This window comes from Pseudomonas sp. 3MA1, assembly GCF_029237275.1.
Classification (GTDB): domain Bacteria; phylum Pseudomonadota; class Gammaproteobacteria; order Pseudomonadales; family Pseudomonadaceae; genus Aquipseudomonas; species Aquipseudomonas fluorescens_AP.
The window spans coordinates 114,220-140,516 of the sequence record NZ_JAACFX010000010.1 but is presented as its reverse complement, the minus strand read 5'-3'; the positions used below and the strand labels follow the sequence as shown (position 1 = coordinate 140,516).

Sequence of the window (26,297 nt, the reverse complement as noted above, 5' to 3'; positions counted from 1 at the left end):
CCTGCTAAAAGTCAGAGATTGCGCGAAATGACCATGCGCTGAATGTCGCTGGTGCCTTCGTAGATCTGGCAGATGCGCACGTCGCGGTAGATCCGCTCCACCGGGAAGTCGCTCAAATAGCCATAGCCGCCCAGGGTTTGCAACGCCGCCGAGCAGACCTTCTCGGCCATTTCCGAGGCGAACAGTTTGGCCATCGAGGCTTCCACCAGAGCCGGCTTGCCGCTGTCACGCAAGGTCGCGGCGTAATGCACCATTTGCCGCGCCACGGCGATCTGGGTGGCCATGTCCGCCAGGCGAAACGCCACGGCCTGGTGCTCGATGATCGGCTTGCCGAAGGTCTCGCGCTCACGGGCGTAATCGCGCGCCGCTTCAAACGCGGCCCGGGCCATGCCCACCGCCTGCGAGGCAATGCCCACGCGGCCGCCTTCGAGGTTGGCCAGGGCGATCTTGTAGCCTTCGCCCTCCTCGCCCAGGCGGTTGGCCAGTGGCACCTTCACGTCCTCGAAGAGGATCTGGCAGGTGTCGCTGGCGTGCTGGCCGAGCTTGTCCTCGATACGCGCGACCTGATAGCCCGGCGAGTCGGTGGGCACGATAAAGGCGCTGATGCCGCGCTTGCCGGCCGCCGGGTCGGTGACCGCGAACACAATCACCACCCCGGCGTTCTGCCCGGAGGTGATGAACTGCTTGCAGCCGTTGAGCACGTAGTGGTCGCCATCGCGCCGGGCCCGGGTTTTCAGGCTGCTGGCGTCGGAGCCGGCCTGCGGTTCGGTCAGGGCAAAGGCGCCGAGCATGGCGCCGCTGGCCAGGGGCTTGAGAAAACGCTCCTTCTGTTGATCGTTGCCGAAGTTGAGGATCGGCACGCAGCCCACCGAGTTGTGCACGCTCATGATGGTGGAGCAGGCGCCGTCACCGGCGGCGACTTCCTCCAGGGCCATGGCGTAGGCCAGGTAGCCGGTGTCGCAACCGCCCCACTGCTCGGGCACCAGCATGCCGAAGAAGCCCAGCTCGGCCATCTCGGCGACGGCTTCCCGGGGAAAGCGGTGCTCGCGGTCCCAGTCGGCGGCAAAGGGCTTCAGACGCTCCTGGGCAAATTGCCGGGCGGCGTCGCTGATCTGCAGTTGTTCGTCATTGGGCAACATCGGGATTCCTCGTTACAGGCATTCAACGGCGATGGCCGTGGCTTCACCACCGCCGATGCAGATCGCGGCCACGCCACGCTTGAGGCCCTTCTGGCGCAGGGCCGAGAGCAGGGTCACCAGAATTCGCGCGCCGGAGGCTCCGATCGGATGGCCCAGGGCGCAGGCGCCGCCGTGGACGTTGACCTTGGCGTGAGGGATGTCGAGCTTGTGCATGGTCACCAGGCTGACCACGGCGAAAGCTTCGTTGATCTCGAACAGATCGACCTCGTTCAGCGACCAGCCGGTCTTTTTCATCAGCCGCTCGATGGCGCCCACCGGCGCCACCGGGAACAGCCCCGGGGTATCGGCGAAAGCCGCGTGGCCGTGGATCACCGCCAGGGGCTTGAGGCCGCGCTTGTCGGCTTCGGAGCGGCGCATCAGCACCAGGGCCGCGGCGCCGTCGGAGATCGAACTGGCGTTGGCCGCGGTCACGGTGCCGCCGTCGCGGAACGCCGGCTTCAAGGTGGCGATCTTGTCCAGCTTGGCCTTGGGCGGCTGTTCGTCATCGCTGATCAGCTTGGACTCCTTGCCGATCATCACTTGCAGGGGAACGATCTCGTCCTTGAACAGGCCGTCCTTGATCGCCTGCTGGGCGCGGGTCAGGGAAGCCACGGCAAATTCATCCTGGGCCTGGCGGGTAAAGCCGTTGGCCTCGGCGCAGTCCTCGGCAAAGGTGCCCATCAGGCGGCCCTTGTCGTAGGCGTCTTCCAGACCGTCGAGGAACATATGGTCCAGCACCTTGCCGTGGCCCATGCGGTAGCCGCTGCGGGCACGGTCCAGCAGGTACGGCGCGTTGGACATGCTTTCCATGCCGCCGGCGATCACCACTTCGGCGCTGCCGGCCAGCAGCATGTCGTGGGCCAGGATGGTGGCCTCCATGCCGGAACCGCACATCTTGTTCAGGGTGGTGCAGCGGGTGCCCTTGTCCAGGCCGGCGCCCAGGGCGGCCTGACGCGCCGGAGCCTGGCCGAGGCCGGCGGACAGCACGCAGCCGAACAGCACTTCTTCTACCGCGTCAGCCGCGATGCCGGCGCGCTGTACCGCGGCGCGGATGGCCTCGCTCCCCAGTTGCGGGGCGCTGAGGCCTTTGAGTTCACCCTGGAAACCGCCCATGGGGGTGCGGACGGCGCTGACAATGACGATGGGATCGTGGGCAATGGACATGAGAATTCCTCCTTACTTGGCGGCCATGCGCAAGGCGCCGTCGAGACGGATCACCTCGCCGTTGAGCATGCTGTTTTCAATGATATGCCGCACCAGCGCGGCGTACTCGGCGGGCTTGCCCAGGCGCGGCGGGAACGGCACACCCGCGGCCAGGCCGGCGCGTACTTCATCGCTCATGCCGGCCATCATCGGGGTTTCGAAAATCCCCGGGGCGATGGTCATCACGCGGATGCCGAAGCGCGCCAGTTCGCGGGCCACCGGCAGGGTCAGGCTGGCGATGGCGCCCTTGGAGGCGGCATAGGCGGCCTGGCCGATCTGCCCGTCGAAGGCGGCGATGGAGGCGGTGTTGATGATCACCCCACGCTCGCCCTCGGCATCGGCGGCGCTTTCGGCGATGGCCGCCGCGGCCAGGCGCAGCAGGTTGAAGCTGCCGATCAGGTTGACGTTGATCACCTGGCTGAAACTGGCCAGGGCATGCGGGCCGTTCTTGCCGAGGATCTTCTCGCCGCGCACGATGCCGGCACAGTTGACCAGGCCGTTGAGTCCGCCAAAGGCCTTGACCGTGGCCTGCACCGCCGCTTCGGCGGCGGCTTCCTGGCTGATGTCGGCGACCACGCTGTGGCAGCCCAGTTGCTGGGCCTTGGCCGCCACGGCCTCGGCGTTGAGGTCCACCAGCATCACCTTGGCGCCGGCGGCCACCAGCATTTCAGCGCTGGCCGCGCCGAGGCCGGAGGCACCACCACTGACGAGAAAAACCTTGTTTGCGATCTGCATCATTTCAATCCTGTTTACGCGGTAGCTGTTGACGCCGCGGCCTCTTGAGCCTTGGCGATTTCCTGGTTGCGCAAGATAAAGCGCTGCAATTTGCCGCTGGGGGTCTTGGGCAAATCACTGACAAATTCGATTTCACGGGGGTAGGAATGGGCCGCCAGGCGCTTGCGCACATGCTGGCGCAGCTCCTCGGCCAACTCGGCCGTGGCGCGGTACTGCTCGCTGAGCACCACAAAGGCTTTCACCAGCTCGGTGCGCTCCGGATCGGGCTTGCCCACCACCGCCGCCTCCACCACCGCCGGGTGTTCGATCAGCGCGCTTTCCACGTCGAACGGGCCGACCCGGTAGCCGGAGGTGGTGATCACATCGTCGCTGCGGCCGACGAAGCTGATGCTGCCGTCCTGGTTCAGCTCCACGGTGTCGCCGCTTAAGTAGTAGTCACCGACGAAGGCCTTGGTCGGCACCCCGGCGTAACCGGCGAACCAGCACATCGGCGACTGGCGGCGGTCGATGGCGAGGATCCCCGGCTGGCCGACGCCCAGCTCCCGGTACTCTTCGTCCAGCACCACGATGCGGTGGCCCGGCGAGGCGAAACCGGCGGCGCCGACATGCACCGGATGCTCCAGGCCGTGGTGGTTGCACAGCACCATGCCCAGCTCGGTCTGGCCGTAATGGTCGTGGATCACCACATCCAGTTGCTCGGCGAACCAGCGGATCACTTCCGGGTTCAGCGGCTCGCCGGCGCTGCTGACGATGCGCAGGCGGCCCTTGATCGACCGGGCGAACTGGTCGCCGCCGGCGATCAGCAGGCGGTAGGCGGTGGGCGAACCGGTGAGGTTGGTGATGCCGTACTTGTTGATCACCCGGCAGGTGCTTTCCAGGGTGAAGGGGCCATCGTAGAAGGTGATCGGGTGGCCCAGGCCCAAGGGCCCGGTGACGCCGAAGTAGATGCCATAGGCCCAGCCCGGATCGGCGACGTTCCAGAAGGCATCTTCCGGGCGCAGGTCCACGGCGTCGCGGGTGTAGGCCTGGAACGCGACAATCGCCTTGAGCGGCACTTCCAGGGCTTTCGACGGACCGGTGGTGCCCGAGGTGAACATCAGCAGGAACGGGTCTTCGCCGGTCAGCAGCACCGGCTCGCACTGGGCCGGGTACTGCTCCAGCTCGGCCCAGAAACTGAAGTCACCGCGCACGATGCCCTGGCCCTTGGCGCCTGCGACCGTAACGACGGTCGGGCACTCGGCGACTTCCGCCAGCTTCGGCCGGTTCACCGCGTCGCAGATCACCAGCTTGGCTTTTGAACTGTTGAGGCGGTGCTCGATGGCCTTGGGGCCAAAGGCGGTGAACAGCGGCTGGTACACCGCGCCGATGCGCCAGGTGGCCAGCACCGTGATCAAGAGTTCAACGTTGCGCGGTAGCAGCCCGGCGACCTTGTCGCCCTTGCCAACCCCCTGGGCCAGGAAGAAGTTGGCCAGGCGCCCGGCCTTGTCCTGCAACTCGGTGAAGGTATAGCTGGCGCTACTGCCGTCGCGGCCCTCCCAGAACAGCGCGATGCGCCCGGGCAACGCATGCCGGTCACAACATTCGACACAGGCATTGAGGGCCGACAGCGAACCCGCCAGGGCGGCGTCGACACAGTGCTGATAATTGAAATCCTTGATGGCGGACAGGTAATTGCGCATTGCCAGAATCCCTCACTGTTCTTATTAGGATGGGAACCTCATGAAAAGCAGGGAAATACTGGCGCCAGAGCCCTCGCGGGACAATGGTCAAAGCTATCAAGTTGCGTGACCGGTTTGGCCAAGAGTCCGCCTCAGGCTTGCCAGCGCAGACGGCGGCCGGGGTGATGCAAGGCTTGCGGGCCCCTTCGCCGGCAAGCCAGCCCCCAACGGGCGGGGCTGGGGTCAGGACGGATCGTTGAGGATCAGGCTGCGGTAATGCCCGGGGTTGGAGCCGGACCATTTGCGAAAGGCCTTGTAGAACGAGCTGGTGTCGGCAAAACCCAGGCGCTCGGCAATCTCGGCGAAGCTGATCTGCGGCTCGGCCAGCCAGACGATCGCCAGTTCCTTGCGCACGCTGTCCTTGAGCCCCTGGTAGCTCTGGCCCTCCTCCGCCAGGCGCCGACGCAGGGTCGAGGCCGAGATGCACAGGCTGTGGGCCAGGCTTTCGCTCTCCGGCCATTGTTCCGCGGGTAGTTGCCGCAGTTGCTGCTTGATGCGGCTGGCCAGGCTCTCGGGATCGCGGTACTTGACCAGGATGTTGGCCGGGGCATGGGCCAGAAAGCGCTTGAGCTCTTCCTCGCTGCGCTTGATCGGCAGGTCCAGGCAATCGGCGGCGATGATCATCCGCGTGCGCGACCGGGCAAAGCGCAGGTTGTCGGAGAACATCACCCGGTAGTCGTCGCAGAAGTCCGGCTGCGGGCAGCGCAGTTCGATGGCCAGGATCGGAATCCGCCGCCCCGCCAGCCAGCAGGCCACGCCATGCACGATCATCCAGTAGGTGAAATAGGTGAAGGCCCGGCCCGGTGCCTGTTCGTCCTCCTGCAGGACGATTTCCGCCAGGCTCTGCTGGCGCACCAGTTGCGCCGGCAGGCGCTCGAACATCAACGACAGAAAGCCCAGCAGCGAATCCAGCCCCGCCGCCAGGGTCGGCTGGGCCATGGCCGAGCGGCAGAGAAAGGCCAGGCTGCCGGACTTCAGCCGACGCGGATCCATGCCGAAAAACTCATCGTCCAGACGCCGCGCCAGCAAGCGCCAGAGCCGCGCATAGGCACTGGCCGGGACTCGCGCGGTGCTCTGCTGCAAAAGCCGCGGATCGATGCCGACCTTGTTCAGCACTTCAACGGTGGCCGCCCCCGGCGCACAGCTTTGCAGCAGCGCCTCGCGCACCAGTTGCATGGAGATGGTGTCTTTTTCCGCCATCGTGACCAACGTTTTCCTAAGGATCCCGGGATCGCCATCTTAGGCAGTGACCGGGAAAAAGCCAGTAGACGTTGGCCTTGGTTACCGCCTTTGCGCGCGCCCTGGAAAGCGCCACGGATTCGTCCACCCCACCAGCCGGACCATCAAGCTCGGCCCCCCCTTTCTCTGTAGGAGCCGGCTTGCCGGCGAAAGGGCCCGCAAGCCTTGCCCCCGCCAGGAAACCCCTTGGCTGGCAAGCCAGCGCCTACGGGGCGCGGGGCGGTTGTCGGGTCAGAGCAGGGAGAAGTTGTAGCTGACGATCAGCCGGGTTTCGTCCATGTCGCGGGCGATCTTCTGGTAGTTGCTGCGATAGGTGGCGTTGCGCAGGCGCAGGCTGAGGTCCTTGAAGGTGCCGCTCTGCACCACGTACTTGAGTTCGCTGTCACGCTCCCACTCGCGACCTTCGCGCAGGCTGCCCGGGACCTTGATGTGGTCGCCGCTGACGTAGCGGGTCAGGAAGCTCAGGCCATTGAGGCCCACGGCCTTGAAGTCGTAGTCATAGCGCAGTTGCCAGGACCGCTCCTGGATCGCCGCGAAATCGTTGACCTGCACGTAGTTCACCAGGTAAGGGTTGCTGCCATCCAGGTAGGGCATCGAGTTGTCGCCGTACATGCGCTGCCAGCCGGCGCTCACTGTGTGACCAGCGAGGCTGTAGCCGAGCATGCTGCTCAGGGCGCGGTTGTCGATGCCGCCGGCGCGCTCGGCGCCGGTGTCGGCACTCTTGAGCAGGCGCAGGTCGCCCTTGAGCACGCCCGGCCCCAGGGGCTGGTTGGCCAGCAGGCCGACAAAATGCTGACGGTAGATGTCCTGCAGCTCGGCGTAGTGGTACTGGCCGGTCAGCCGCTCGTTGAACTTGTAGTCCAGGCCGTAGGTGTCGAAGTGATCCGCCGTGGTGTTGCAGGCATAGCGCTTGTTCTTGCAGTGCACGCGGATGTCCTGGGCGTCGGTGGAATCCCGGGCGGTGTAGCGGTTGAGTCGGGCGGCGGTCAGAGTCAGGTCCTTGACCTCGCGGGAGGTCAGCACCGCGCCGTTGAACATCGTCGGCAGCAGGCGCCCGTCGTTGTACTTGAGCAACGGCAGGTCCGGTAGTTGCGCGCCGTATTTGAACACGGTCTGCGAGACCCGGACCTTCGCGGTCAGGCCCAGCTTGGCGTACTGGTCCGCCGAGCCCCGCGGGTCATGCCCGCTGGAAGGCAGCAGGCCGCTGTTGCTGCGATCGGGGCTGGAGTCGAGCTTGAGCCCGAGCATGCCCAGGGCATCCAGACCGAACCCGACGGTGCCTTCGGTGTAGCCCGACTGCAGGTTGAGGATGAAGCCCTGGGCCGATTCCTCACGCTTGGAAGCGCCCTGCTCGGTGCCGGTATGGCCGTCACGAAAATCCCGGTTGAAGTAGATCGTGCGTGATTCCAGCTTGGCACTGCTGTCCTCAAGAAAGCCGTCGGCTTGAACCGACGGGGCAAATCCTGCCCACAGGACAGCGGCTCCGAGGCCCAGCAGCGGGCACGGATTGATCAGGGGAAAAGGGGGACGCATGAACAGGCTCCAGCACAAATCTGTGACGCAAGGTCGGTAAGAGAGACCCAGGACTCATTCACCCTGCAAATCAAAGACTGCAAGTTGAATTGATTGAATCAATGAGGGGCGCAAATGATGGCAGATGGCCAAAACCCTCCCAACCCGACTTTAGTCTGACTCGCCGGTCGAACAATACCGTGAGGCGGCGAGCGGCGCCGCACCGGCAAAAGCAAGAATAAACCTGTCATTTTTGTCAACTTTTCATCAGGCCGGCAGCGTCGAAAAAACCGTCCAATCGATCAGAAAAGTGCGCGGCTGGAGTAGCAAGAATTCAATGCTGGCAAAAAAGCATTATTTTTTTATCGCGCAGACATACCGTTCGTCGGATTTTTTGCCTCTGAAAAATGGAAAAACAACTATTTGACGCTTTTCATTACGACCCTAATGAGATCATCTATCTCATTGTTCTATATAGGTTTTTGCATTTAACAAGCATCAGATAAAACCCCGGCGTCATTTATGCAACACCGCAAAACGTCAATTAAACGTCTCGTCCTTGTGGTAGTGTCAAAAAAAGAGCGCGATGGCGGCAATGTGCCATATGCCTTTTGCGGAAGGTGAGCTACAGCCTCACCCAACACTTATCATGGACGAGGTCGTTCCCTTGGAAGTCAGCGTTTTCGGTACTGGTTATGTCGGCCTGGTGCAAGCAGTTGCCCTCGCCGATGTTGGGCATAACGTGATCTGTGTCGACATCGACAGCCAGAAAATCGCCCAGCTGCAACGTTCTATTCCACCGATTCACGAGCCGGGTCTGGCGACCCTGATCGAGGAGAATCAAAAGGCCGGCCGACTGCACTTCACCACCCAGGCCAGCGATGCCGTGGGCCATGGAGAGGTGATCTTCATTGCAGTCGGCACGCCGTCCAACGAAGACGGCTCGGCGGACCTCGACCATGTCCTGGCGGTGGCGCGCAATATTGCCTGCCTGATGCTCAGCGACAAGACCCTGGTGATCAAATCCACGGTCCCGGTGGGCACCGCCGATCTGGTGATCGAGACCGTCGCCGAACAACTGGCGGACCTGGGCAAATCCCAGCTGCGGGTGCACGTGGTGTCCAACCCGGAGTTCCTCAAGGAAGGCTCGGCCGTGGCCGACTGCATGCGCCCGGACCGGATCATCGTCGGCTGTGCCCACGACCTGCCCCGCCAGCAGTTGAGCGAACTGTACGCACCGTTCAACCACAACCATGACCGCCTGATGTTCATGGACAACCGCAGCGCCGAGCTGGTCAAGTACGCGGCCAACGCGATGCTCGCCACCCGCATCAGCTTCATGAACGAGATGGCCAACCTGGCGGAACGCCTGGGAGTGGACATCAACGCGGTGCGCAAGGGCATCGGCGCCGATCCGCGCATCGGTTATCACTTCATCTATCCCGGCGCCGGGTTTGGCGGCTCGTGCTTCCCCAAGGACCTGCGGGCGCTGATCCACACCGCCGAAAGCCACGGGCTGGAGCCGCACATGCTCAAGACCGTGCGCGACGTCAACGAGCAGCAGCGCCATGTGCTGTTTCGCAAGCTCAAGGCGCACCTGGGGGACAACCTGCAGGGCAAGGTCATCGCCCTCTGGGGCCTGGCCTTCAAGCCCAACACCGACGACATGCGCGAAGCCACCAGCCGCTACCTGATGCAGGCGCTGTGGGACGCCGGGGCCAGGGTCCAGGCCTACGACCCGGAAGCCATGACCGAATGCCGGCGCCTATACGGCTACCGCGACGACCTGCAGCTGTGCGCCACCCGCGATGACGCCTTGCAAGGCGCCGACGCGCTGGTGATCTGCACCGAATGGAAGGCCTTCCGCGTGGTGGACTTCAAGTTGCTGCGCGACACCCTCAAGGACCGCCTGATCGTCGACGGGCGCAATCTCTACAACCCGCAACAGGCAGCGGACTCCGGTCTGCACTATCTGAGCATCGGCCTGCCCTACCGTGTACCCGAGGCCCTTGGCGCATGAATATCCTGATCACCGGGGCCGCCGGTTTTATCGGCGCCCATACCGCACTGCGTCTGCTCAAGGATGGGCACCAGGTCACCGGGCTGGATAATTTCAACGACTACTACGACCCCCGGCTCAAGCACGACCGGGTGCGCTGGGTGGAACGGCAAGTGGGGCACTTCCCGCTGCAACGCCTGGACCTGGCGGACAGCGCCGGCCTGGAGCGACTGTTCGCCGAGATCCGGCCTCAGGTGGTGATCAACCTCGCCGCCCAGGCCGGGGTGCGCTACTCCCTGGAGAACCCCAAGGCCTACCTGGACAGCAACCTCTCGGGCTTCCTCAACCTGCTGGAAATGTGCCGGCGCTACCCGGTGCAGCACCTGATCTATGCCTCGTCCAGCTCGGTGTACGGGGCCAACCAGCAGACCCCGTACAAGGTCAGCGACAACGTCGACCATCCGCTGTCGCTGTACGCGGCGAGCAAGAAAGCCAACGAGCTGATGGCCCACAGCTACAGCCACCTGTTCGGCGTGCCGGCCACCGGCCTGCGCTTCTTTACCGTGTACGGCCCCTGGGGCCGGCCGGACATGTCGCCGATCCTGTTCGCCGACGCCATCAGCCAGGGGCGGCCGCTGAAGCTGTTCAACTACGGCATGCACCAGCGCGACTTCACCTACATCGACGACATCGTCGAATCCCTGGTGCGCCTGCTGGACAAGCCTCCGACGCGCGACCCGCTGTGGGATCGCGAGCAACCGGACCCGTCCACCAGCATGGCGCCCTGGCGCCTGTTCAACATCGGCGGCCAGCGCCCGGTGGAGCTCAAGGACTACGTCAGCACCCTGGAGCGACTCCTCGGCCGCCAGGCCCAGGTGGAATACCTGCCCCTGCAGCCCGGTGACGTGCTCAACACCTGTGCCGACGTCAGCGCCCTGGAAAACCTCACCGGCTTCGGCCCCCAGGTGCCGCTGGATGAAGGCCTGGGCCATTTCGTCCAGTGGTACCGCAGCTACTACAGCGGCGCCCGGTCCTGAGTCGGCGCCCCGGCGCCCTTTACCCAACCCTTTGCAATGGAAGTACTCCCGGTGGATATGGAAAGACCCTTCTCATCGCCCGCAACCGAGGTGCCGGCCCCGGCGCGCATCGACCGGCGCAACGACCCGTTCCGGCGCAAGGTCCAGGCCGCCATCGATCTGCAGCATCACGGCTGGATCACCGGTCGCGAAGGTGGCCGGCCCTGGACCCTGTCGCGCAGCAAGCGCCTGACCTCGGCGCTGCTGGCCGCCCTGCTGCTGGTGCTGCTGTCGCCGCTGCTGCTGGTGGTGGCGCTGGCGATCAAGCTCACCAGCCCGGGGCCGGTGTTCTTCGTGCAGCTGCGCACCGGTTTTCGTGGCCGGCGCTTCGGCATGTACAAGTTCCGCACCATGGTGGTCAACGCCGAAGCCCTGAAGGACTCGGTGCGCCACCTGAACAAGCACGGTCCGGACTCGGTGGACTTCAAGATCGACCGCGACCCGCGGATCACCGGGATCGGCGGCTTCCTGCGGCGCACCAGCCTCGACGAGCTGCCGAACCTGATCAACGTGGTGCTGGGCCAGATGCGCATCGTCGGGCCGCGTCCGACCTCGTTTCACGCCCAGACCTACAAGGAACACCACCTCGGGCGCCTGAGCATCTACCCCGGGATCACCGGCCTGTGGCAGGTGTCCGGGCGCAGCGACGTGGACTTCGACGGTCGGGTCACCCTCGACATGACCTACATCTTCCAGCAGAGCCCCTGGCTCGACCTGAAGATCCTGATCAAAACCCCTTTCAAGGTCCTCAATGGCCATGGAGCAAGTTGAAATGGCGGCAGCAACCCTAGCCAGTCTGAAGATCCAGCCTCCCAGCGAAAGCAACCTGGCGGTCACCGTGCTCGACCAAGAGCTGCGGGTGATCCTGCTGACCGCGGCCAACCGCAACAGCGGCATCACCAGCAGCAGCCTGAGCATGGCCAGCGAACTGGCGCGCACCAGCCGCGGCCGGGTGCTGCTGGTGGACACCAGCCTTTCGGACAACAGCCTGACCCGGCGCCTGGACCTGGGCGAACGCCCGGGCTTTCTCGACCTGGCCCTGGCCGATACCCCGCCACTCCTGGCGCAGTGCATCGAAAGCAGCGAAGAACTGGGCTTCGATTTCCTGCCCCTGGGCCGCCGCCAGCAATACGCCGAGCGCCTGACCCCGGAACTGCTGCAGGAACTGTTGCAGGCCCTGGCCGCGGACTATCGCTTCGTGATCATCGACGGCGACCCGGTGTACAGCAGCGGCGACATCCTCACCCTGAGCACCCAGGTGGACGGCGTGGTGCTGGTGGTGCGCAGCGAGGAAACCCGCTGGGAAGTGGCCCAGGCCGCGGCGCAGCGCTTGATCCAGGCCGAGGCCAAGTTGATCGGCAGCGTGTTCAACGCCCGCAAGTACTACATGCCCAAGTGGGTTTATGACCGTCTCTGACCGGCACAAGGACCGTGTAACCATGAACAAGCCAAGACTCTCCCTGCTGGGCCTGTCGCTGCTGGCCGCCCTCGGCGGTTGCGTCAACCGCGAGCCGCAGCAGATGCCGGTGCAGATCCTCAGCGCCCCGGCCGACCAGGCCCAGCTCACCGAAGTCATGCCCATCGAACAGGTGCTGCGACCCCAGGACGTGCTGGACGTGATCTTCCATATCGGTACCACCAGCCAGCAGCGCTACCGGGTGCAGCCCGGCGATCAGGTGGACGTCAGCTTCCTCACCGCCCCCGAGCTGGGCGGCAGCAAGCTGGTGCTGCCCGACGGCAGCATCGACATGCCCTACGTGGGCAACATCCAGGTCGCCGGACTGTCCGCCGAACAGGCGCGCCAGACCCTGGAAGCCCAGTACGCCAAGGTGCTGAAGAAGCCGCAGATCACCTTCTCGATCTCCCACGCCATGGCCCAGCTGGACAACCTGCGCACCAGCCTGACCAACCCGGCCACGGGCCTGAGCCGCGAGATCGTGGTGGGTTCCGATGGCCGCGCCAGCTTCCCGCTGCTGGGCAGCCTGTCGTTGCAGGGCAAGAGCCTCAGCGAGCTGCAGACCCTGGTCAACCAGCGCTACGCCAAGGAAGTGGGCCAGGTCAGCGTCGACGTGCTGCTCAAGACCACCGCCGCCAACGAAGTGTTCGTGATGGGCGAAGTCGGCCAGCCCGGGGCCTACCCGATCCGCCGGCCGATCTCGGTGCTCGAAGCCCTGACCCTGGCCAAGGGCGCCGGCCCCACCGCGCGCCTGGACTCGGTGGTGATCATGCGGCGCAAGGGCAATCAGGTCGAAGCCCGGGTCTATGACGCCGATGCGGCGCTGGACGGCAAGGCCCTGCAGTTCGCCTACCTGCAGCCGGACGACATGCTCTACGTGCCCAAGACCCGCCTGGCCAAGGCCGGGGCCCTGAGCAAGCAGCTGGCGGACGTGATCATGTTCCAGGGTGTCGGGTTCAGCTTCGGCTACCGCGTCGACAACAAAGAAACGAACAACAACTGAGTTCCCTCTTGATGACCAAGATCGAAAACTACCTGCATGAGTTCCTGCTCGTGTTCTTTGTCAATCGACGCCTGATCAAGCGGGTGTTCCTGGGCTTCGCCCTGATTGCGCTGCTGCTGCCGCTGGTGCTCAAGCAGAGCTTCGAGATCACCGCCGAAGTCATTGTGCAGTCCAAGAAACTGTCGCAGACCGACGCCAACACCGTGCTCACCCCGGACAGCGACAAGTTCATCCCGCCGTCGCTGGCGGACATGGAAACCGAAAGCAATATCCTGCGTTCGCCCACGCTGATCCGCGACACCATCGACCAGCTGCGCCGTGAAGGCCAGTTCGGCGGCAACGAGGGCCTGTTGACCCGGCTGATCGTCAAGCCGATCCGCAATGGCCTGATCGACCCGCTGCGCAACCATGTCATCAACCCGCTGCGCGGCTTCTTCGGCCTGGCCGTGGACCCGGTGCGCGACACCAGCCTGGATGCCTTCACCGAGCAGGCGGTCAAGGACCTGAAGATCGGCACCCTGCCCGGCTCCAACGTGATCTCCATCGTCTACGCCAGCCCCAATGCCGCCGAGGGCACGCGCTTTGTCGAACGCCTGCTGGCCAACTACCTGAAAAACCGCCAGGACCTGCAATCCAACGAACTGCCCGAAGCCTTCTATGAACAGAAGAAGGCCCAGTACCAGTCGCGCCTGGATGACCTGGAAGGCAAGCGCCAGGCGCTGCTGGAAGCGGCCCACGCCTCCGATCCCAAGGAGGAGATCACCTTCCGCCTGAACGCCATCAACACCGAGGAGCAGTCGCTCAACGGCTACCGCGACCAGGCCCTGGAGAACCAGCGCCGCCTGGACTATCTGCAAAAGAACCTGGCTGCCGCGCGCAAGGCCGGGATCACCGACTACACCTTCCCCTTCGCCTTCGCCAACACCGTGGACAACGTGGCTTACGAAGATCGCGAGATCAAGCAGCTGGGCGAGCAACTGACCAATCTGGTCAGCCAGTACGGCACCACCGCCGACACCTACCGCGCCGACAGCGTGCCGATGCAGCAGCAGCGCGAACAGATCGTGCGGGCCCGGGCGCAGTTCCTCAAGGTGGTGGAAAACCGCGTGCGCGAGCGCAGCAGCGACTTGCAGATCACCCAGTCGGTGATCGCCCAGAAGACCGCGCGGATCAACGACTACAAGGCCCGGGTGCGCGACCTGCAAGAGGTGCTGAGCAAGCTGCGCCAGCTGGACACCGAGATCGATGCCTTGCACAAGGCCTTCTTCACCTACACCCAGCGCTATGAAGAAAGCCGTGGCGAACGCCTGATCAACGGCGAATTGTCCAACGCCCGGGTGCTCAGCCAGCCTTACGAACCCAGCGAGGCTGCGTTCCCCAAACCCATGCTGATCATTCCCCTGGGCCTGCTCACCGGCCTGCTGCTGGCGATTGCCCTGGGGTACGTCTACGAGTTTTTCGATCACCGCTTCAAGCATCCGGCCCAGGTCAGCGATCACCTCGGCCTGCCGGTGCTGATGGTGCTCAACGCGCCGTCGGAACAGCCGGTCAACCCCTTCCCGCGCTGGACCTGGCGCTGGGCCTGGCATTGGGCCAAGCAATGAGCGACCTGAGCATGGCGGCGCAACCGGTTGTGCACCTGATCCACAGCGGCGGTTTCTACGGTGCCGAACGCATGCTGCTGGATCACTGCCGGGTGACCCCGGGGCAGCATCGGGTGGTGTTCATCGACGCGCCCGAGACCTTGTTGCAGCGTTTTGCCCAAGCCGGGGTCGCCAGCCACAACTGCCACGGCCTCAAGCAGCTGCTGAGCCATCTGCGGCAGCAGCCGGGGCTGCTCAACGCCCACAACTTCAAGGCCCAGGTGTTCGCCTGGATCTGCGCCCGGCGCCTGGGCCTGCCCCTGGTGCTGACCCAGCACGGCTTCACCCCGCGCAGCTTGAAACAGAAGCTCTACACCTGGATCAGCCTGCGCCTGTGCCGCAGTTCCCGGGTGCGCCGGGTGGCCTGCGTGGCCCAGAGCATTGCCCAACTGCACCTGCAGGCCGGAGTGCCGGCGAACAAGCTGCGGGTGATCGCCAACGGCCTGCCGGAGCCGCAACGGCTGCCGCCGGCGAGCAAGGAAGGACCGCCCTTGCCGGAAACACGGATCCGCCGCGACGAGGCGGCGCCGCTGGTGGGTTTTGTCGGCCGCCTGAGTGCGGAAAAAGGCCCGGACCTGTTTCTCGACGCACTGATCGGGCTGTGCCGCCAGCGCCCCACCCTCAAGGCCGTGCTGCTGGGCGACGGTGAACAGAACCTGGCGCTGCGCCAGCGTATCGACGAGGCCGGACTGACCGCGCGCATCCTGCTGCCGGGCTACCAGAACGACATGCAGCCCTGGCTCAAGCGCCTCAACGTGCTGGTGCTCAGCTCGCGCACCGAAGGCACGCCAATGATCCTGCTGGAAGCCATGCAGGCCGGCACCCCGGTGGTGGCCTTTGCCGTGGGTGGGATTCCTGATGTCCTGCAACACCGGCAGAACGGTTTGCTGGCCAAGCCCCTGGACAGCGCCGATCTGGCGCGCTGCATCGGCCGCCTGCTAGATGACCCGGCCCTGGCCGCAGATTTGGCCGAGGCCGCCCGCGTCACCCAGCGCAAGCACTATCACTTGCCGACCCTGGCGCAGAGCTGGGATGAGCTGTACCGCGTTGCCAGAGAGAGCGTCCGGGTATGATCGCCGCTCCTGTTCTCGGCCTCCTCCTGGGTCTGGCCAGCCTGCTGCTGCTGGCCAGCCCCTGGCCGTTTCTGGCACCGCTGGTGGTGCTCGGTCTGGTGGGCCTGGCGGTGCTCTATCGCCGCCCGGGTTGGGGTCTGTTGGGAATCTGTGCCCTGGTGCCGTTCGAGGGCCTGTTCAAGGACAGCGCGTTCTCCGGGGCCAAGCTGCTGGGGGCCTCGCTGATCCTGATCATGCTGTTCAAGCTGCTGTTGCGGCAGATCCCCGACACCCGCCTGCGCAGCAATTTGTGGCGAGCCCTGGGGCCGTTCCTGCTGTGCCTGCTGCTGAGCCTGCTGTACAGCGAGAACCTGCTGGTGTCCCTGGACAGCCTGCGGGAACTGGCGGTGGGCCTGGTGCTGTTCTTCGTCACCTTGCTGATCGCCCGGGAAACCCACCTGCTGATGCTCTGCCGCCTGCTGGCGGTCAGCGTGGCCATCACCTGTGTGATCGCGCTGATCTCCGCCAAGTATCAGGTCGGCGGTCGGGCCATCGGCCTGCTGCAGGACGCCAACTACTTCGCCCTGCTGATCGCCATGGCGGTGCCGCCGGCGATTCTCCTGGCGCTGCGCTCGCCCCATTGGCCGGTGCGGCTGTTCTGGGTCGGCATCAGCCTGACCCTGATGGCCGGGATGACCAAGACCGACTCGCGCTCGGGCCTGTTGGTGGTGCTGTTCACCCTCGTCATCGGCGCCTGGCACTACCGCGACCGACTCAAGGGCCTGCGGCCCAAGCACATGGGGTTCGCCATGTTCGCCGTGGCGATCGTCGTGCCCCTGGGGATCGCCGTGCTGCCGGCGGACTATGTGGCGCGCATCCAGTCCCTGAGCCTGCTCAAGTCCGGCGCCCATTCGGCGGACACCTCCCTGGGCCGGCGCACCTCCTACCTGGTGGTGGGCGGCCAGATGATCCGCGACAACCCGTTGCTGGGCTCGGGCCTGGGCACCTTCCCGATCCACTACGCGCAGACCGGTTTCGCCAGCAGCTTCTCGGAAAACATGAACGAGCCGGACCTGTTCCGCCGGGCCCACAACACCTACCTGGAGCTGTTCAGCGAGCTGGGGATTCCCGGCGGCTTGAGTTTCGTGGCGCTGATGCTCATGGGCCTGCGCAACTTCGAGCGGGCGCGCCAGGGCTTTCTCGCCCGAGGCCAGCGTGAACAGGCCGACATCGCCACCCACCTGGGCCTGAGCCTGCTGGCGCTGGCGGTGTTCCTGCTGTTTCTCAGCGCGCCCAACCACAAGTACCTGTGGATCTTCCTGGCCCTGTCCAGCGTGCTGCGGCTCGAAGCCGAAGCAGATCCGCTGCCCACCTCATAAATGCAAACCTGGCCAAGGGAGGCAAAGATGCAAAGGATCAGCGTGATCGTGCCCATGTACAACGAGGCCCGTCACATCACCCGCACCCTGGACAGCGTGATCCTCGCGGCCCGGGTCGCGGCCATCGACTACGAGTTGATCGTGGTCGACAACGGCTCCACCGACCAGGGGCCGCAACGTGCCCGCGAGCTGGGGGCGCGGGTGCTGCTGTGCCCGGGGATCGGCATCGGCGCCCTGCGCAATCGCGGCGCCGCGGTGGCCACCGGCGATTGCCTGGCGTTTGTCGACGCCGACATCGAGGTGCCCGGCAACTGGCTGCAACTCTGGCAGCAGGTCCTGGCCGAGCAGCGGGCCGAGGTCTTTGCCCTGGATTGCGCCGCGCCGCGCTGCGCGCCCTGGTTCGCCCGGGCCTGGCAACGACGCAGCCTGGCCGGCGGCCGCCAGGCCCGGCAACGGCAATGGTTGCCCAGCGCCAATCTGTGCCTGCAGCGGGCCTGGTTCGAGCGGGTCGGCGGTTTCGACGAGCGCCTGCGCACCGGCGAAGACAAGGATTTCGGCCTGCGCCTGCACGCCGCCGGCGCCCGTCAGATCAGCCTGCCCGAGCCCCAGGTGCTGCACTGGGGCTTTGAAGGCAGCTGGGGCGAATGGGCCGGCAAGGAACGCTGGCGCCAGGGCAGCCACGGGCAATTGCTCAAGGCGGCGGGACTCAATGTGCGCCTGTTGCGCTTCCCCTTGCTGTGCCTGGCCTGCGCCCTGCTCAGCGCGGCGGCGCTGCTGGCCCTGGTCGCGGGCCGGCCGGGGGCGGCCGCCCTGTGTCTGTTGCTGGGCGCCCTGGCGCCGCTGCTGCTGGCCCTGCGTCAGGGCTGGCGCCAACGCGATCCGCTGTTCGTCCTGCAACTCTGGCTGCTGCACGGGGTGCGCCTGCACCTGGGTGCCGTGGTCCTGGTGCAGGGTCTGTTCAACCGTACTGCCGTGAGACCTGACCGTGGCTAAGACCCTTTTCTGGCTGTGCCTGCTCCTGCCCTTCTACGCCTGGATCGGTTACCCGCTGCTGCTGGCCCTGCTCAGCCTGTTCGTGCGTCCGCGCCCGCTGCAGGCGGGTGAGCCGCTGTCGGTCAGCGTGATCATCGCCGCCCACAACGAAGGCCCGCACATCGAACACAAGCTGCGCACCCTGCTGCAACAGGATTACCCGGCCACGGACCTGCAGATCATCCTCGCCAGCGACGGCTCCAGCGACGACACCGTGGCCACCGCCCTGGCCGTGCGCGACTCGCGGATCGTGGTCCTGGACCTGCCTCGGGTGGGCAAGGCCGGGGCCCTGAACACCGCGGTGGAGCTGGCGCGCAACGACATCCTGGTGTTCACCGACGCCGACAACCAATGGTCCGGCGACACCCTGGGCAAGCTGCTGGCGCCCCTGGCCGACCCGCAAGTGGGCGCCTGCGGCGGGCACATGATCATCCCCAATCCGGGGCACAACCTGAGCCTGGGCGACAGCCTGTACCGGCATTACGAAGCCTGGTTGCGCCAGGCCGAGAACCGCACCGGCTGCATGGTGTCCGCCGACGGCGCGCTGCTGGCCCTGCGCCGCGAGTTGTTCCAGCGCATTCCCGCCGAGGTCAACGACGACTTTTTCATCAGCACCTGCGCCCCGGTGGCGGGCAAGCGCATCGTCTATGTCGAAGAGGCCCAGGTCCTGGACCAGGGCGTGGACGACGCCGACAAGCAGTATCGCCGGCGCCTGCGGGTCACGGTCGGCGGCCTGCAGAGCCTGGCCCAGCGCAGCGAGCTGATGAACCCGCTGCGCCACGGCGCCTACGCCATCGCCCTGATCAGCCACAAGCTGATCCGCCGCCTGGCCCCGGTGCTGTTGCTGCCCTTGCTGCTGAGCAACCTGTGGCTGTGGAACGCCGGGGTCTTCTACAGCCTGTGCCTGCTGGCCCAGTTGCTGGGTTACGGCGCCGGGCTGCTGGGCCTGCTGGACCGGCGCGGGCGCCTGCCCAAGGTGTTTCGTCTCGCCGGCTTCGTGCTGGTGACCCTGGCCGGCATGAGCATGGGCCTCTGGCAGTTTCTCCGCGGGCGGCGCTACGCCCTGTGGAACCCACAACAGAATCGCTGACATGAACCTCAAACAATCCCTCAAGCGCCTGCTCGGCAGCGCTTACCTGCACAGCCTGGCCCGGGTGCGCCTGAGCGACGCCGGCGTGGTGCTGATGCTGCACCGGGTGCTGGCCGACGGCAGCGCCGCCAGCCTGCCCCATCGCGCCCCGCTGTGCGTCGGCCAGCAGCACTTCGAGCAATTGCTGCGCTGGCTGCGGCGGCACTTCGACTGCGTGCCCCTGGAGCAGCTGCTGGAATTTCCCGGTGGCGCGCGCCCCAGGCTGGCCCTGACCTTCGACGACGGCTGGCGCGACAATGCCGAGCTCGCCTACCCGTTGCTGGAGCGCTACGAGATGCCGGCGAGCATCTTCCTGTCTACCGACTTCATCGGCAGCCGCCAGGGCTTCTGGTGGGAGTCCATCGGCGAAACCCTGTGGCGACAGGCCGACAGCGCCGCGTCCCAACCGCTGCTGGCGCAGTTGCGGGCGCTGGCCCTGACGCCGCCCACCGCGCTTTTGCAAGCCGGCCCCGAGCATGCCCGCAGCCGGCTGCTGGGCGAGTACCTGCAACGCCTCAAGGGGCTGGCCCCGCAGAGCCTGCAGGCCCTGGCCGACAGTTGCCCGAACGACCACCCGCCGCACAGCCTGGACTGGGCGCAGGTCAAGCGCCTGGAGCGCTCGGGGCTGGTGCGCTTCGGTCCCCATGGCGCCAGTCACGGGATTCTCACCCGCCTGGACGGCCCGGCGTTGCGCGCCGACCTGCAACGCTCCCACGCCGCCCTGCAGCAGCATTGCCAGGCGCCGCTGGGGGTGTATTGCTACCCCAACGGCGATCACAACCCCGAGGTCCGCGCGGCGGTGGCCGAGCTGGGTTATCGCTACGCCCTGGGCACTCGTCCGGGGCTGATCGAGGCCGAGGGCAATCCGTGGCTGGCCCTGCCACGCATCGATGTCAGCCAGGCCAGCGCCGCCCGCCCGGGCTTGCTGGCCTGGCGCCTGCTGCAAGGGGCCCGGGCATGAAGCGCGGCGGCTACCTCTGGCACCTGGTCCTGAGCATGGGCACGCGGCTGGCGATGATCGGCCTGCGCCTGTTGCGCAACGTGTTGCTGGCGCGCCTGCTGGGCCCGGCGGATCGCGGCCTGTTCGCCCTGCTCAGCACCCTGCCGGACCTGATCGCGGCCCTGACCAGCGGCGGCCTCAACACCGCCGTCGGTTATGAGGCCGCGCGCCAGCGGCCCATGGGCCTGCTGCTGACCCAGGTGCTGGTCTACGGCTGCCTGCTGGCCAGCCTGCTGACCCTGGCCGGACTGTGCCTGATGCAGACCCTGGGCAGCCACTGGGAACTGAGCCTGCAACTGGGGGACCTGGCCTGGCTGTTGCTGCTGGCGGTGCCGCTGAGCGTGCTCAAGAGCGGTCTGCTGACCCTGCACAACGCCGACGGCCGGGTCGAGGCCTTCAACGCCCTGCGCCTGCTGGAATCCCTGGTGCCGCTGCTGCTGTTCGTCGGCCTGTGGTGGATCTGGCGCGACCAACCGCTGTCGGCGGCCCTGGTCAGCTGGCTGGGCGGCACCTTGCTGGTGGTGGTGGTCGGCGTGTTATGGCTGCGGCGCTGGCATGACCTGCGCCTGCGCTGGCAGACCGGGGAGCAAGGCAAGCTGCTGCGCTACAGCGCCCAGAGTCATCCCGGGGTGCTGTCGCAACAGTTGATGCTGCGCTCGGACTACCTGTTTATCGGTGCCCTGCTGGACCCCGCCGCCCTCGGCTGGTACGCCATGGCCAGTGCCGCCGCCGAACTGCTGCTGATCATTCCCGAGGCGGTGACCACGCCGCTGATGAAGCGCCTGCTGCAACAGGGCCACGGCATCGAGCAGCTCACCGCCCTGGCCTTGCGCCTGACCGCCACGGTGATGCTCGGCGCCTGCCTGGGCATGGCGCTGATCGGCCAGTGGCTGATCGTCACCCTGTTCGGCGCCGCCTACGCCCCGGCCTACGGCGCCCTGCTGGCCCTGCTGCCGGGGCTGTTCGGCCTGTGCTACGCGAGCATCCTGCGCCTGGACCTGCTGGGCAAGCAGCGCCCCGGCAGCCTGTCGCTGCTGCTGGCCGGCGGCGCCCTGCTCAACCTGCTGCTCAACGCGCTGCTGATCCCGCCACTGGGCATCGTCGGCGCCGGCCTGGCCTCGTCCATCGCCTACCTGGCGGTGAGCCTGGTGATGCTCGGCCTGTACTGCCGGCTCAGTGGCGTGCCCTGGTACCGCACCCTGCTTCTGCTGCCCGGAGACATTGCCCACGTGCGCCAATGGTTGCGCCCTAAGGAAAAGACCTGATGAAACCCCGTTACCTGTTCGCCCTGATGCTGATCACGGCGACCCCTTCGCTGCACGCGGCGCCCATGCAATGGGCCGATATCCGCGACGGCAGCCTGTACCTGCAGGTCGACACCCCCGACACCCTGCAACTGCGCTGGAGCCCGGCCTGGCAAAGCGATGCCAACCAGGAGCAGCTGTACCTGCTGCAACCCGATGGTCAGTTGCTGCAACAGCTGGACATTCGCGCCGATCAACCCTACGGCCAGCGCGAGATCCAACTGCCCGCCGCCCGGGGCGACTATCGGCTGCAGGTGCCGGGCTACAGCTTTCGCAACTTCAAGGTCAGCCACGACAGCTCGACCCTGGCCCAGTTCGAACCGGCCAAGGTGCATTTCAGCGCCGATGTGCCCAGCGGCGTCGAGCTGTACTTTCGCGTGGCCGCCGGCGAACAGGCACAACTGGCCGGCAAGTATTACGGCGGGGTCAGCGTGCTCCAGGCCACACGCCTGAGCGACGGCGAGCAGCGGCGCCTGGCGTTGGTGGAGCATCCGCAGTACGGGCAGTTCGACCGGATTGCCCTGCCCGTGGCCGGGCAGGACGAAATCTGGCGCCTGTCCCTGGGCGGCTCGGGCAAGGTGGCATTCTGGCTCGACGGCAGCGCCAACCTGTTCGCCCAGGACCTGCGCCAGTTGCACCCGCTGCAATGGACCCCGAGCCGGGTCGAACTGACCCTCAAGCCACAAGGGCGCGGTCCCAGCCCGCAGTTGGGGATCGCCCTGCCCTATGCCGAACCGCCGCCATCGACCTTCGACCTGCTGCGGGCCCTGGGGCCGCGGGCGGCCAACTTCTACAGCTTCGTCGATGTGATCCGCCAGGAGCCCGGACGGGAGCTGAGCTTCCGCCGTCTGTACCGCGAGACGTTCAACATCGAGCGTGACATCACCCTGCTGGCCGGCACCGGGCGCCGCGCGGTGCTGGAGGCGGACAGCAGCAGTTTCGCCGGGCTCGACGCCTGGCTGGCGGACAGCGTGCAGCTGGGCAACCAGGGCCTGCACTACCTGGCGTTCGCCGACGAACCCAACCTCAACTACCCCAGCTATGGGGTGTTCGCTGACTATTTCGCGCGGATGCTGGAACACACCAAGGCCAACCCCGAGGCCCGGGCCGCCGGGGTGCGCATCGCCATGCCGGTCAGCTCGCGACTGCTGGACGGCCCCTTTCGCGTCGGCGCCGGGCAGCGCCGGGGCATCGACTGGGCCCGCCAGCTGCTGGCCGAGCACGCGGCCGACATCGACGCCCTGGCCTGGCACGAGTGGATGGTCCGCGACCTGCTGGCCACCCGTCGCTATCGCGCCAGCGTGCGCGCCGCCGCGGATCTGGTGGGCCTGGACCAGCAAGGCCGGCCGCGCAAGGCGTTGCTGCTGAGCCAGACCAATATCTCCAGCGGCCCGGACCTGAGCCCCTACCAGCAGGACACCCACTACGCCGCCCTGTGGTGGACCTCGGTGGTGATCAACGCCTCCCAGGACGGCCTGCTGGACATGCTCAACTGGTTCCAGGCCGCCGACGAACCGGAATACCCCAAGGGCATGCTGGCCCAGCAGGATGCCCAGCGCTTCAGCCTCAAGCCGGTGGCCGTGGCCCAGCAGTTCATCCAGCAACACTGGCTGGGCGAGGTCCAGTCCCTGGACAACCCGGCTTTTGAAGTGGATGCCCTGGCCCTGCGGGACGGCCCGCGCCACAGCCTGCTGGGGGTGGCCAAGACTCCGCGGGAGCAGACCATCGATCTGGGGGGCGCGCCACAGCTCTGCGAGTCCGCCCCCAGCCTGCAACTGCTCGGGGCCGATGGCCGCGCCCGCGCCGGCCAGTTGCAGTGCAGCCAAGGCCGGGCCAGCTTCCAGCTGCCCGGTGAAACCCTGTTCGCCTTGACCTGGAACACCCTATGAGTCGCTTGACCGGCCTGTTGGCCAAAATCCGCCGCAAGGGCCTGCGGGGCAGCCTGCGGGTAGTGCGTGAACGCTTCTTCTATTACCACTGGGAACTGCTGACCCTGGAACGCACCCTGGCCCTGCCGGTGCCCTGCCCCATCAGCCCCAGCCGCTGGCCCCAGGTGCCTATTACCCGGGACCTGCTGCCGGCCTTCGACAAGTACTTCAAGGCCCAGTTGCCAGCCATTCGCGGCCTGCTGGACAAGGGCAGTCGCGGCAGCGCGCACCTGGATGAAGACGGCAACGTGATGATGATGGTCTGGGTCAGCGAGCGCGATTACTACGACGATCAACTGTACCGCTGCTGGATGCGCCTGCCGCCGGGCTGCCTGTACCAGTTCGCCGGTGAATGCGCGCCGCCCTTTCGCGGCTCCGGGGTGGTGATCCTGGCGCAGAAGATGCTCTGGGACGAGTACCGCGAACGGGGCTTCAAGGCCACCCGGGCCCTGGTCAACGTGCGCAACGAGCCGGCGCTGAAGATGCACATGCGCCTGGGCTTTCAGGAAGTCGGCGAATCCCTGCACGTGCACTGCCTGTTGCGCTGCCTGCACTGGCACCGCCGCCGGCCCTACCACCAGCCCCGTCTGCAGCACTTGCGCCGCGGTCGTCTGGCCCAATCCCCGGCCGCCACCGGCCATGACAAGGAGCGCTCGTGAAGCTGCGTTGGCAATGGTGCGCCAGCCTTGGCGCGCAAGACTTCCCCGCCGGGGCCTATGAACAACTGCGCCAGAAGGTCGAGGGGGCAACGCCGTTCAATCGCCTGAGCTGGCTGCGGGGCGCGGAACAGGCCCTGCAACAGCAGCAGTTGCAGATTCTCCTGGGCTGGCAGGGCGAACAGTTGCTGCTGTGCCTGCCACTGATTCGCGGCCGCGAATCCAGGGCCGGACTGACGCTGCAGGTGGTACGCCACCTGGGCCATCCCCTGAGCGACCGACTGGCGCTGCTGGTGGCCGAGGCCGGCCAGCACGCCATGGGCGAAGCGCTCGGGCACATCCGCCGCCGCCTGCCCCACGACCTGCTGCAACTGCATGAGCTGGTGGACGCCGAGCGCCTGCTGGCGCCCTGGCGCCGGGCCAGCAGCTACAGCCAGCTGGCCCTGAGCTGTCGCGTGCCGGAGCACCTGATCGTCGCCGCCGACCGCGAAGAACCCAGCGGCAGCCTGCGCTATGAACTGCGCCGGGGCCGCAAGCGCTGTGGGGAAATCGACGCCCGGGTGGTTCGCCTGAACCCCGGGGCCGAGGACATCGACCAGCTACTGCAGCGCCTGCGCGAGGTGGAGCAAGCCAGCTGGAAAGGCGCCGACGGCCTGGGGATCTTCTCCGGGCCTCAGCGACAGCAATGGATGGGCACCGCGTTGCGCGGGCTGGCCGCCGAGGGCGGTGTGCGGGTGGTGATGCTGGAGCACCAGGGACGCTGCATCAGCTATCGCCTGGGCCTGCTGGAACGCGGGCGCCTGTATGACTACAACATCGCCTTCCTCGCCGACTACGCCAATCTGGGCAGCGGCCGGCTGCTGCTGGACGAGTGGATTCGCTGGGGGCTGGAGGATGGCTGGCAGTGGGTGGACGCCTCGCGGGTCAGCCTCAGTCGTTCCAGCCATCAACTGCACGAACGCATGAGCGGCGTGGTCCTGCAGCAGCGCTGGAGCTTTTATTCCTGGCGCCCCCGGGGCCTGTTGCTGGGGCTCGTCGAACGCCTCTGGCTGCTGCTCAAACCGCGTCTCAAGGCCTGGCGCGAACGCCGCCAGGCCGGCAAAGCACAAGGAACCTGCCCATGAAACAGACCCTCAGGGTGACCCGCGCGAACCGGGTCATCGTCAACGCCGACGATTTCGGCCTCGACCCGGATTACAACCAATTGACCCTGCGCGCCTTCCAGCGCGGGGTGATCAGCTCGGCGACCCTGATGGCCAACATGCCGGCCTTCGAGGATGCCTGTCGCCTGAGCCATGAGCACGGGTTGCTGGGGTGCATCGGCCTGCATTTCAACCTGACTTACGGCGCGCCCCTAAGCCAGGGCATTGCCCGCCAGCCACTGTTCTGCAACGCCCAGGGGCAATTCGAGCTGGGCCTGTCGCGCTCGGCCCTGCGCCTGCCGAAAGCGGCGGCCGAGGCGGTGTGGCAGGAGCTTCAGGCGCAGTGGCAACGCTGTGTCGACCAGGGCCTGCGGCCCAGCCATATCGATTCGCACCAGCATGTGCACAACCTGTGGCCGGTGGCGCCGATCGTCGCCCGCTTCGCCGCCCGGCAGGGGGTGCCTGTGCGCCTGGCGCGCAATGTCGGCGGCAATATCGGACCGCTCAAGCGGCTGTTCAAAAGCGCCTTGAACCGGCGCATCGCCTGGCTGGCGGGAGGCGCGGTGCGTTGGGTGTGCACGCCCAGGGACCTGCAGCAGGGCTTTCGCCCGGCCGGCGTGGTGGAAGTGGTGGCGCATCCGACCCGGTTGGCCGATGGCGATTTCGGCGACGACTACCTGCCACCCGGGCAATCCCTGGAGCAGTTGCTGAACCACGCCCTGCCCCAGCATCGACGGATCGCCTACAGCGAACTGTGAAGGCGGGCCAGCGAGCGCCGACGGTATATAGGACAGGAACGAAATATTTCAAAATCTATCAACAAGCTCTTAATGATAGATTAATCCTAAATAAGCACTCTGTTTCGGAGCGCACTGGCCCGCAACGCTTTTAGGGCTTCGTGCAGCGGGTTCGG

22 protein-coding genes are annotated in these 26,297 nt (G+C 66.3%); 16 read left to right on the top strand and 6 right to left on the bottom strand.

Features of this window, described 5'->3' with window-relative positions; translation table 11 throughout:
• Positions 1 to 11 precede the first annotated feature (11 nt).
• The 6 genes from GWQ44_RS24460 to GWQ44_RS24435 all read right to left on the bottom strand — a co-directional run bounded on the left by GWQ44_RS24460 (position 12) and on the right by GWQ44_RS24435 (position 7,606).
• Positions 12 to 1,139, bottom strand: a complete 1,128-nt coding sequence (locus tag GWQ44_RS24460) for an acyl-CoA dehydrogenase (RefSeq protein ID WP_275928439.1) — start codon at positions 1,137 to 1,139, stop codon at positions 12 to 14.
• A gap of 12 nt (positions 1,140 to 1,151) precedes the next feature.
• Positions 1,152 to 2,342: an acetyl-CoA C-acyltransferase gene (locus GWQ44_RS24455; RefSeq protein ID WP_275928438.1), complete on the bottom strand. Its 1,191-nt coding sequence runs from the start codon at positions 2,340 to 2,342 to the stop codon at positions 1,152 to 1,154.
• A gap of 12 nt (positions 2,343 to 2,354) precedes the next feature.
• Positions 2,355 to 3,116 (bottom strand): SDR family NAD(P)-dependent oxidoreductase, encoded by a 762-nt coding sequence (locus GWQ44_RS24450; protein WP_275928437.1) that lies wholly within the window; start codon positions 3,114 to 3,116, stop codon positions 2,355 to 2,357.
• Between the two features lie 14 nt (positions 3,117 to 3,130).
• Positions 3,131 to 4,795 carry an AMP-binding protein gene (locus GWQ44_RS24445; RefSeq protein WP_103740399.1) on the bottom strand — a complete coding sequence of 555 codons (1,665 nt, stop codon included), beginning with the start codon at positions 4,793 to 4,795 and terminating at the stop codon, positions 3,131 to 3,133.
• 222 nt (positions 4,796 to 5,017) lie between these two features.
• A complete protein-coding gene (locus GWQ44_RS24440) occupies positions 5,018 to 6,034 on the bottom strand; it encodes an AraC family transcriptional regulator (protein WP_179601616.1) in 1,017 nt (338 codons plus the stop codon).
• Positions 6,035 to 6,304: 270 nt separating this feature from the next.
• Positions 6,305 to 7,606, bottom strand: a complete 1,302-nt coding sequence (locus tag GWQ44_RS24435; protein WP_016964241.1) for an OprD family porin — start codon at positions 7,604 to 7,606, stop codon at positions 6,305 to 6,307.
• Between the two features lie 646 nt (positions 7,607 to 8,252).
• Between GWQ44_RS24435 and GWQ44_RS24430 the strand changes: the two genes are divergently transcribed.
• The 16 genes from GWQ44_RS24430 to GWQ44_RS24355 are packed head-to-tail and all read left to right on the top strand — an operon-like array spanning position 8,253 to position 26,142.
• Entirely contained in the window at positions 8,253 to 9,605 is a 1,353-nt protein-coding gene (locus tag GWQ44_RS24430; RefSeq protein WP_275928436.1) for a UDP-glucose/GDP-mannose dehydrogenase family protein, read from the top strand.
• Positions 9,602 to 10,621, top strand: coding sequence for an NAD-dependent epimerase (locus tag GWQ44_RS24425; protein WP_016964243.1), 1,020 nt, complete (start codon positions 9,602 to 9,604; stop codon positions 10,619 to 10,621). Before GWQ44_RS24430 ends, GWQ44_RS24425 begins: the two co-directional genes overlap by 4 nt.
• A gap of 57 nt (positions 10,622 to 10,678) precedes the next feature.
• Positions 10,679 to 11,431: a sugar transferase gene (locus GWQ44_RS24420; protein ID WP_016964244.1), complete on the top strand. Its 753-nt coding sequence runs from the start codon at positions 10,679 to 10,681 to the stop codon at positions 11,429 to 11,431.
• Between the two features lies 1 nt (position 11,432).
• Positions 11,433 to 12,077, top strand: a complete 645-nt coding sequence (locus GWQ44_RS24415) for a CpsD/CapB family tyrosine-protein kinase (RefSeq protein ID WP_275928435.1) — start codon at positions 11,433 to 11,435, stop codon at positions 12,075 to 12,077.
• A gap of 22 nt (positions 12,078 to 12,099) precedes the next feature.
• Positions 12,100 to 13,119: a polysaccharide biosynthesis/export family protein gene (locus GWQ44_RS24410; protein ID WP_275928434.1), complete on the top strand. Its 1,020-nt coding sequence runs from the start codon at positions 12,100 to 12,102 to the stop codon at positions 13,117 to 13,119.
• An 11-nt stretch (positions 13,120 to 13,130) separates the two neighbouring features.
• Positions 13,131 to 14,723, top strand: a complete 1,593-nt coding sequence (locus GWQ44_RS24405) for a lipopolysaccharide biosynthesis protein (RefSeq protein WP_275928433.1) — start codon at positions 13,131 to 13,133, stop codon at positions 14,721 to 14,723.
• On the top strand, positions 14,720 to 15,835 hold the full coding sequence (locus tag GWQ44_RS24400; protein WP_275928432.1) for a glycosyltransferase family 4 protein: 1,116 nt from the start codon (positions 14,720 to 14,722) through the stop codon (positions 15,833 to 15,835). Before GWQ44_RS24405 ends, GWQ44_RS24400 begins: the two co-directional genes overlap by 4 nt.
• Positions 15,832 to 17,193, top strand: coding sequence for an O-antigen ligase family protein (locus GWQ44_RS24395; RefSeq protein ID WP_275928431.1), 1,362 nt, complete (start codon positions 15,832 to 15,834; stop codon positions 17,191 to 17,193). The genes GWQ44_RS24400 and GWQ44_RS24395 overlap by 4 nt, the downstream gene beginning before the upstream one ends.
• A 27-nt stretch (positions 17,194 to 17,220) precedes the next feature.
• Positions 17,221 to 18,186: a glycosyltransferase family A protein gene (locus GWQ44_RS24390; protein ID WP_103740406.1), complete on the top strand. Its 966-nt coding sequence runs from the start codon at positions 17,221 to 17,223 to the stop codon at positions 18,184 to 18,186.
• Entirely contained in the window at positions 18,179 to 19,315 is a 1,137-nt protein-coding gene (locus tag GWQ44_RS24385; protein ID WP_275928430.1) for a glycosyltransferase, read from the top strand. The genes GWQ44_RS24390 and GWQ44_RS24385 overlap by 8 nt, the downstream gene beginning before the upstream one ends.
• Before the next feature lies 1 nt (position 19,316).
• Positions 19,317 to 20,315, top strand: coding sequence for a polysaccharide deacetylase family protein (locus GWQ44_RS24380; protein ID WP_275928429.1), 999 nt, complete (start codon positions 19,317 to 19,319; stop codon positions 20,313 to 20,315).
• Entirely contained in the window at positions 20,312 to 21,619 is a 1,308-nt protein-coding gene (locus GWQ44_RS24375) for an oligosaccharide flippase family protein (RefSeq protein WP_253128722.1), read from the top strand. Before GWQ44_RS24380 ends, GWQ44_RS24375 begins: the two co-directional genes overlap by 4 nt.
• The gene (locus GWQ44_RS24370; RefSeq protein ID WP_275928428.1) at positions 21,619 to 23,547 is read left to right on the top strand and encodes a hypothetical protein; all 1,929 of its coding nucleotides are present in this window, start codon (positions 21,619 to 21,621) and stop codon (positions 23,545 to 23,547) included. The genes GWQ44_RS24375 and GWQ44_RS24370 overlap by 1 nt, the downstream gene beginning before the upstream one ends.
• The gene (locus tag GWQ44_RS24365; RefSeq protein ID WP_047304503.1) at positions 23,544 to 24,245 is read left to right on the top strand and encodes a GNAT family N-acetyltransferase; all 702 of its coding nucleotides are present in this window, start codon (positions 23,544 to 23,546) and stop codon (positions 24,243 to 24,245) included. Before GWQ44_RS24370 ends, GWQ44_RS24365 begins: the two co-directional genes overlap by 4 nt.
• The gene (locus tag GWQ44_RS24360; protein ID WP_275928427.1) at positions 24,242 to 25,366 is read left to right on the top strand and encodes a GNAT family N-acetyltransferase; all 1,125 of its coding nucleotides are present in this window, start codon (positions 24,242 to 24,244) and stop codon (positions 25,364 to 25,366) included. The genes GWQ44_RS24365 and GWQ44_RS24360 overlap by 4 nt, the downstream gene beginning before the upstream one ends.
• The gene (locus GWQ44_RS24355) at positions 25,363 to 26,142 is read left to right on the top strand and encodes a ChbG/HpnK family deacetylase (RefSeq protein WP_016965461.1); all 780 of its coding nucleotides are present in this window, start codon (positions 25,363 to 25,365) and stop codon (positions 26,140 to 26,142) included. The genes GWQ44_RS24360 and GWQ44_RS24355 overlap by 4 nt, the downstream gene beginning before the upstream one ends.
• The last annotated feature ends 155 nt before the right edge of the window (positions 26,143 to 26,297 follow it).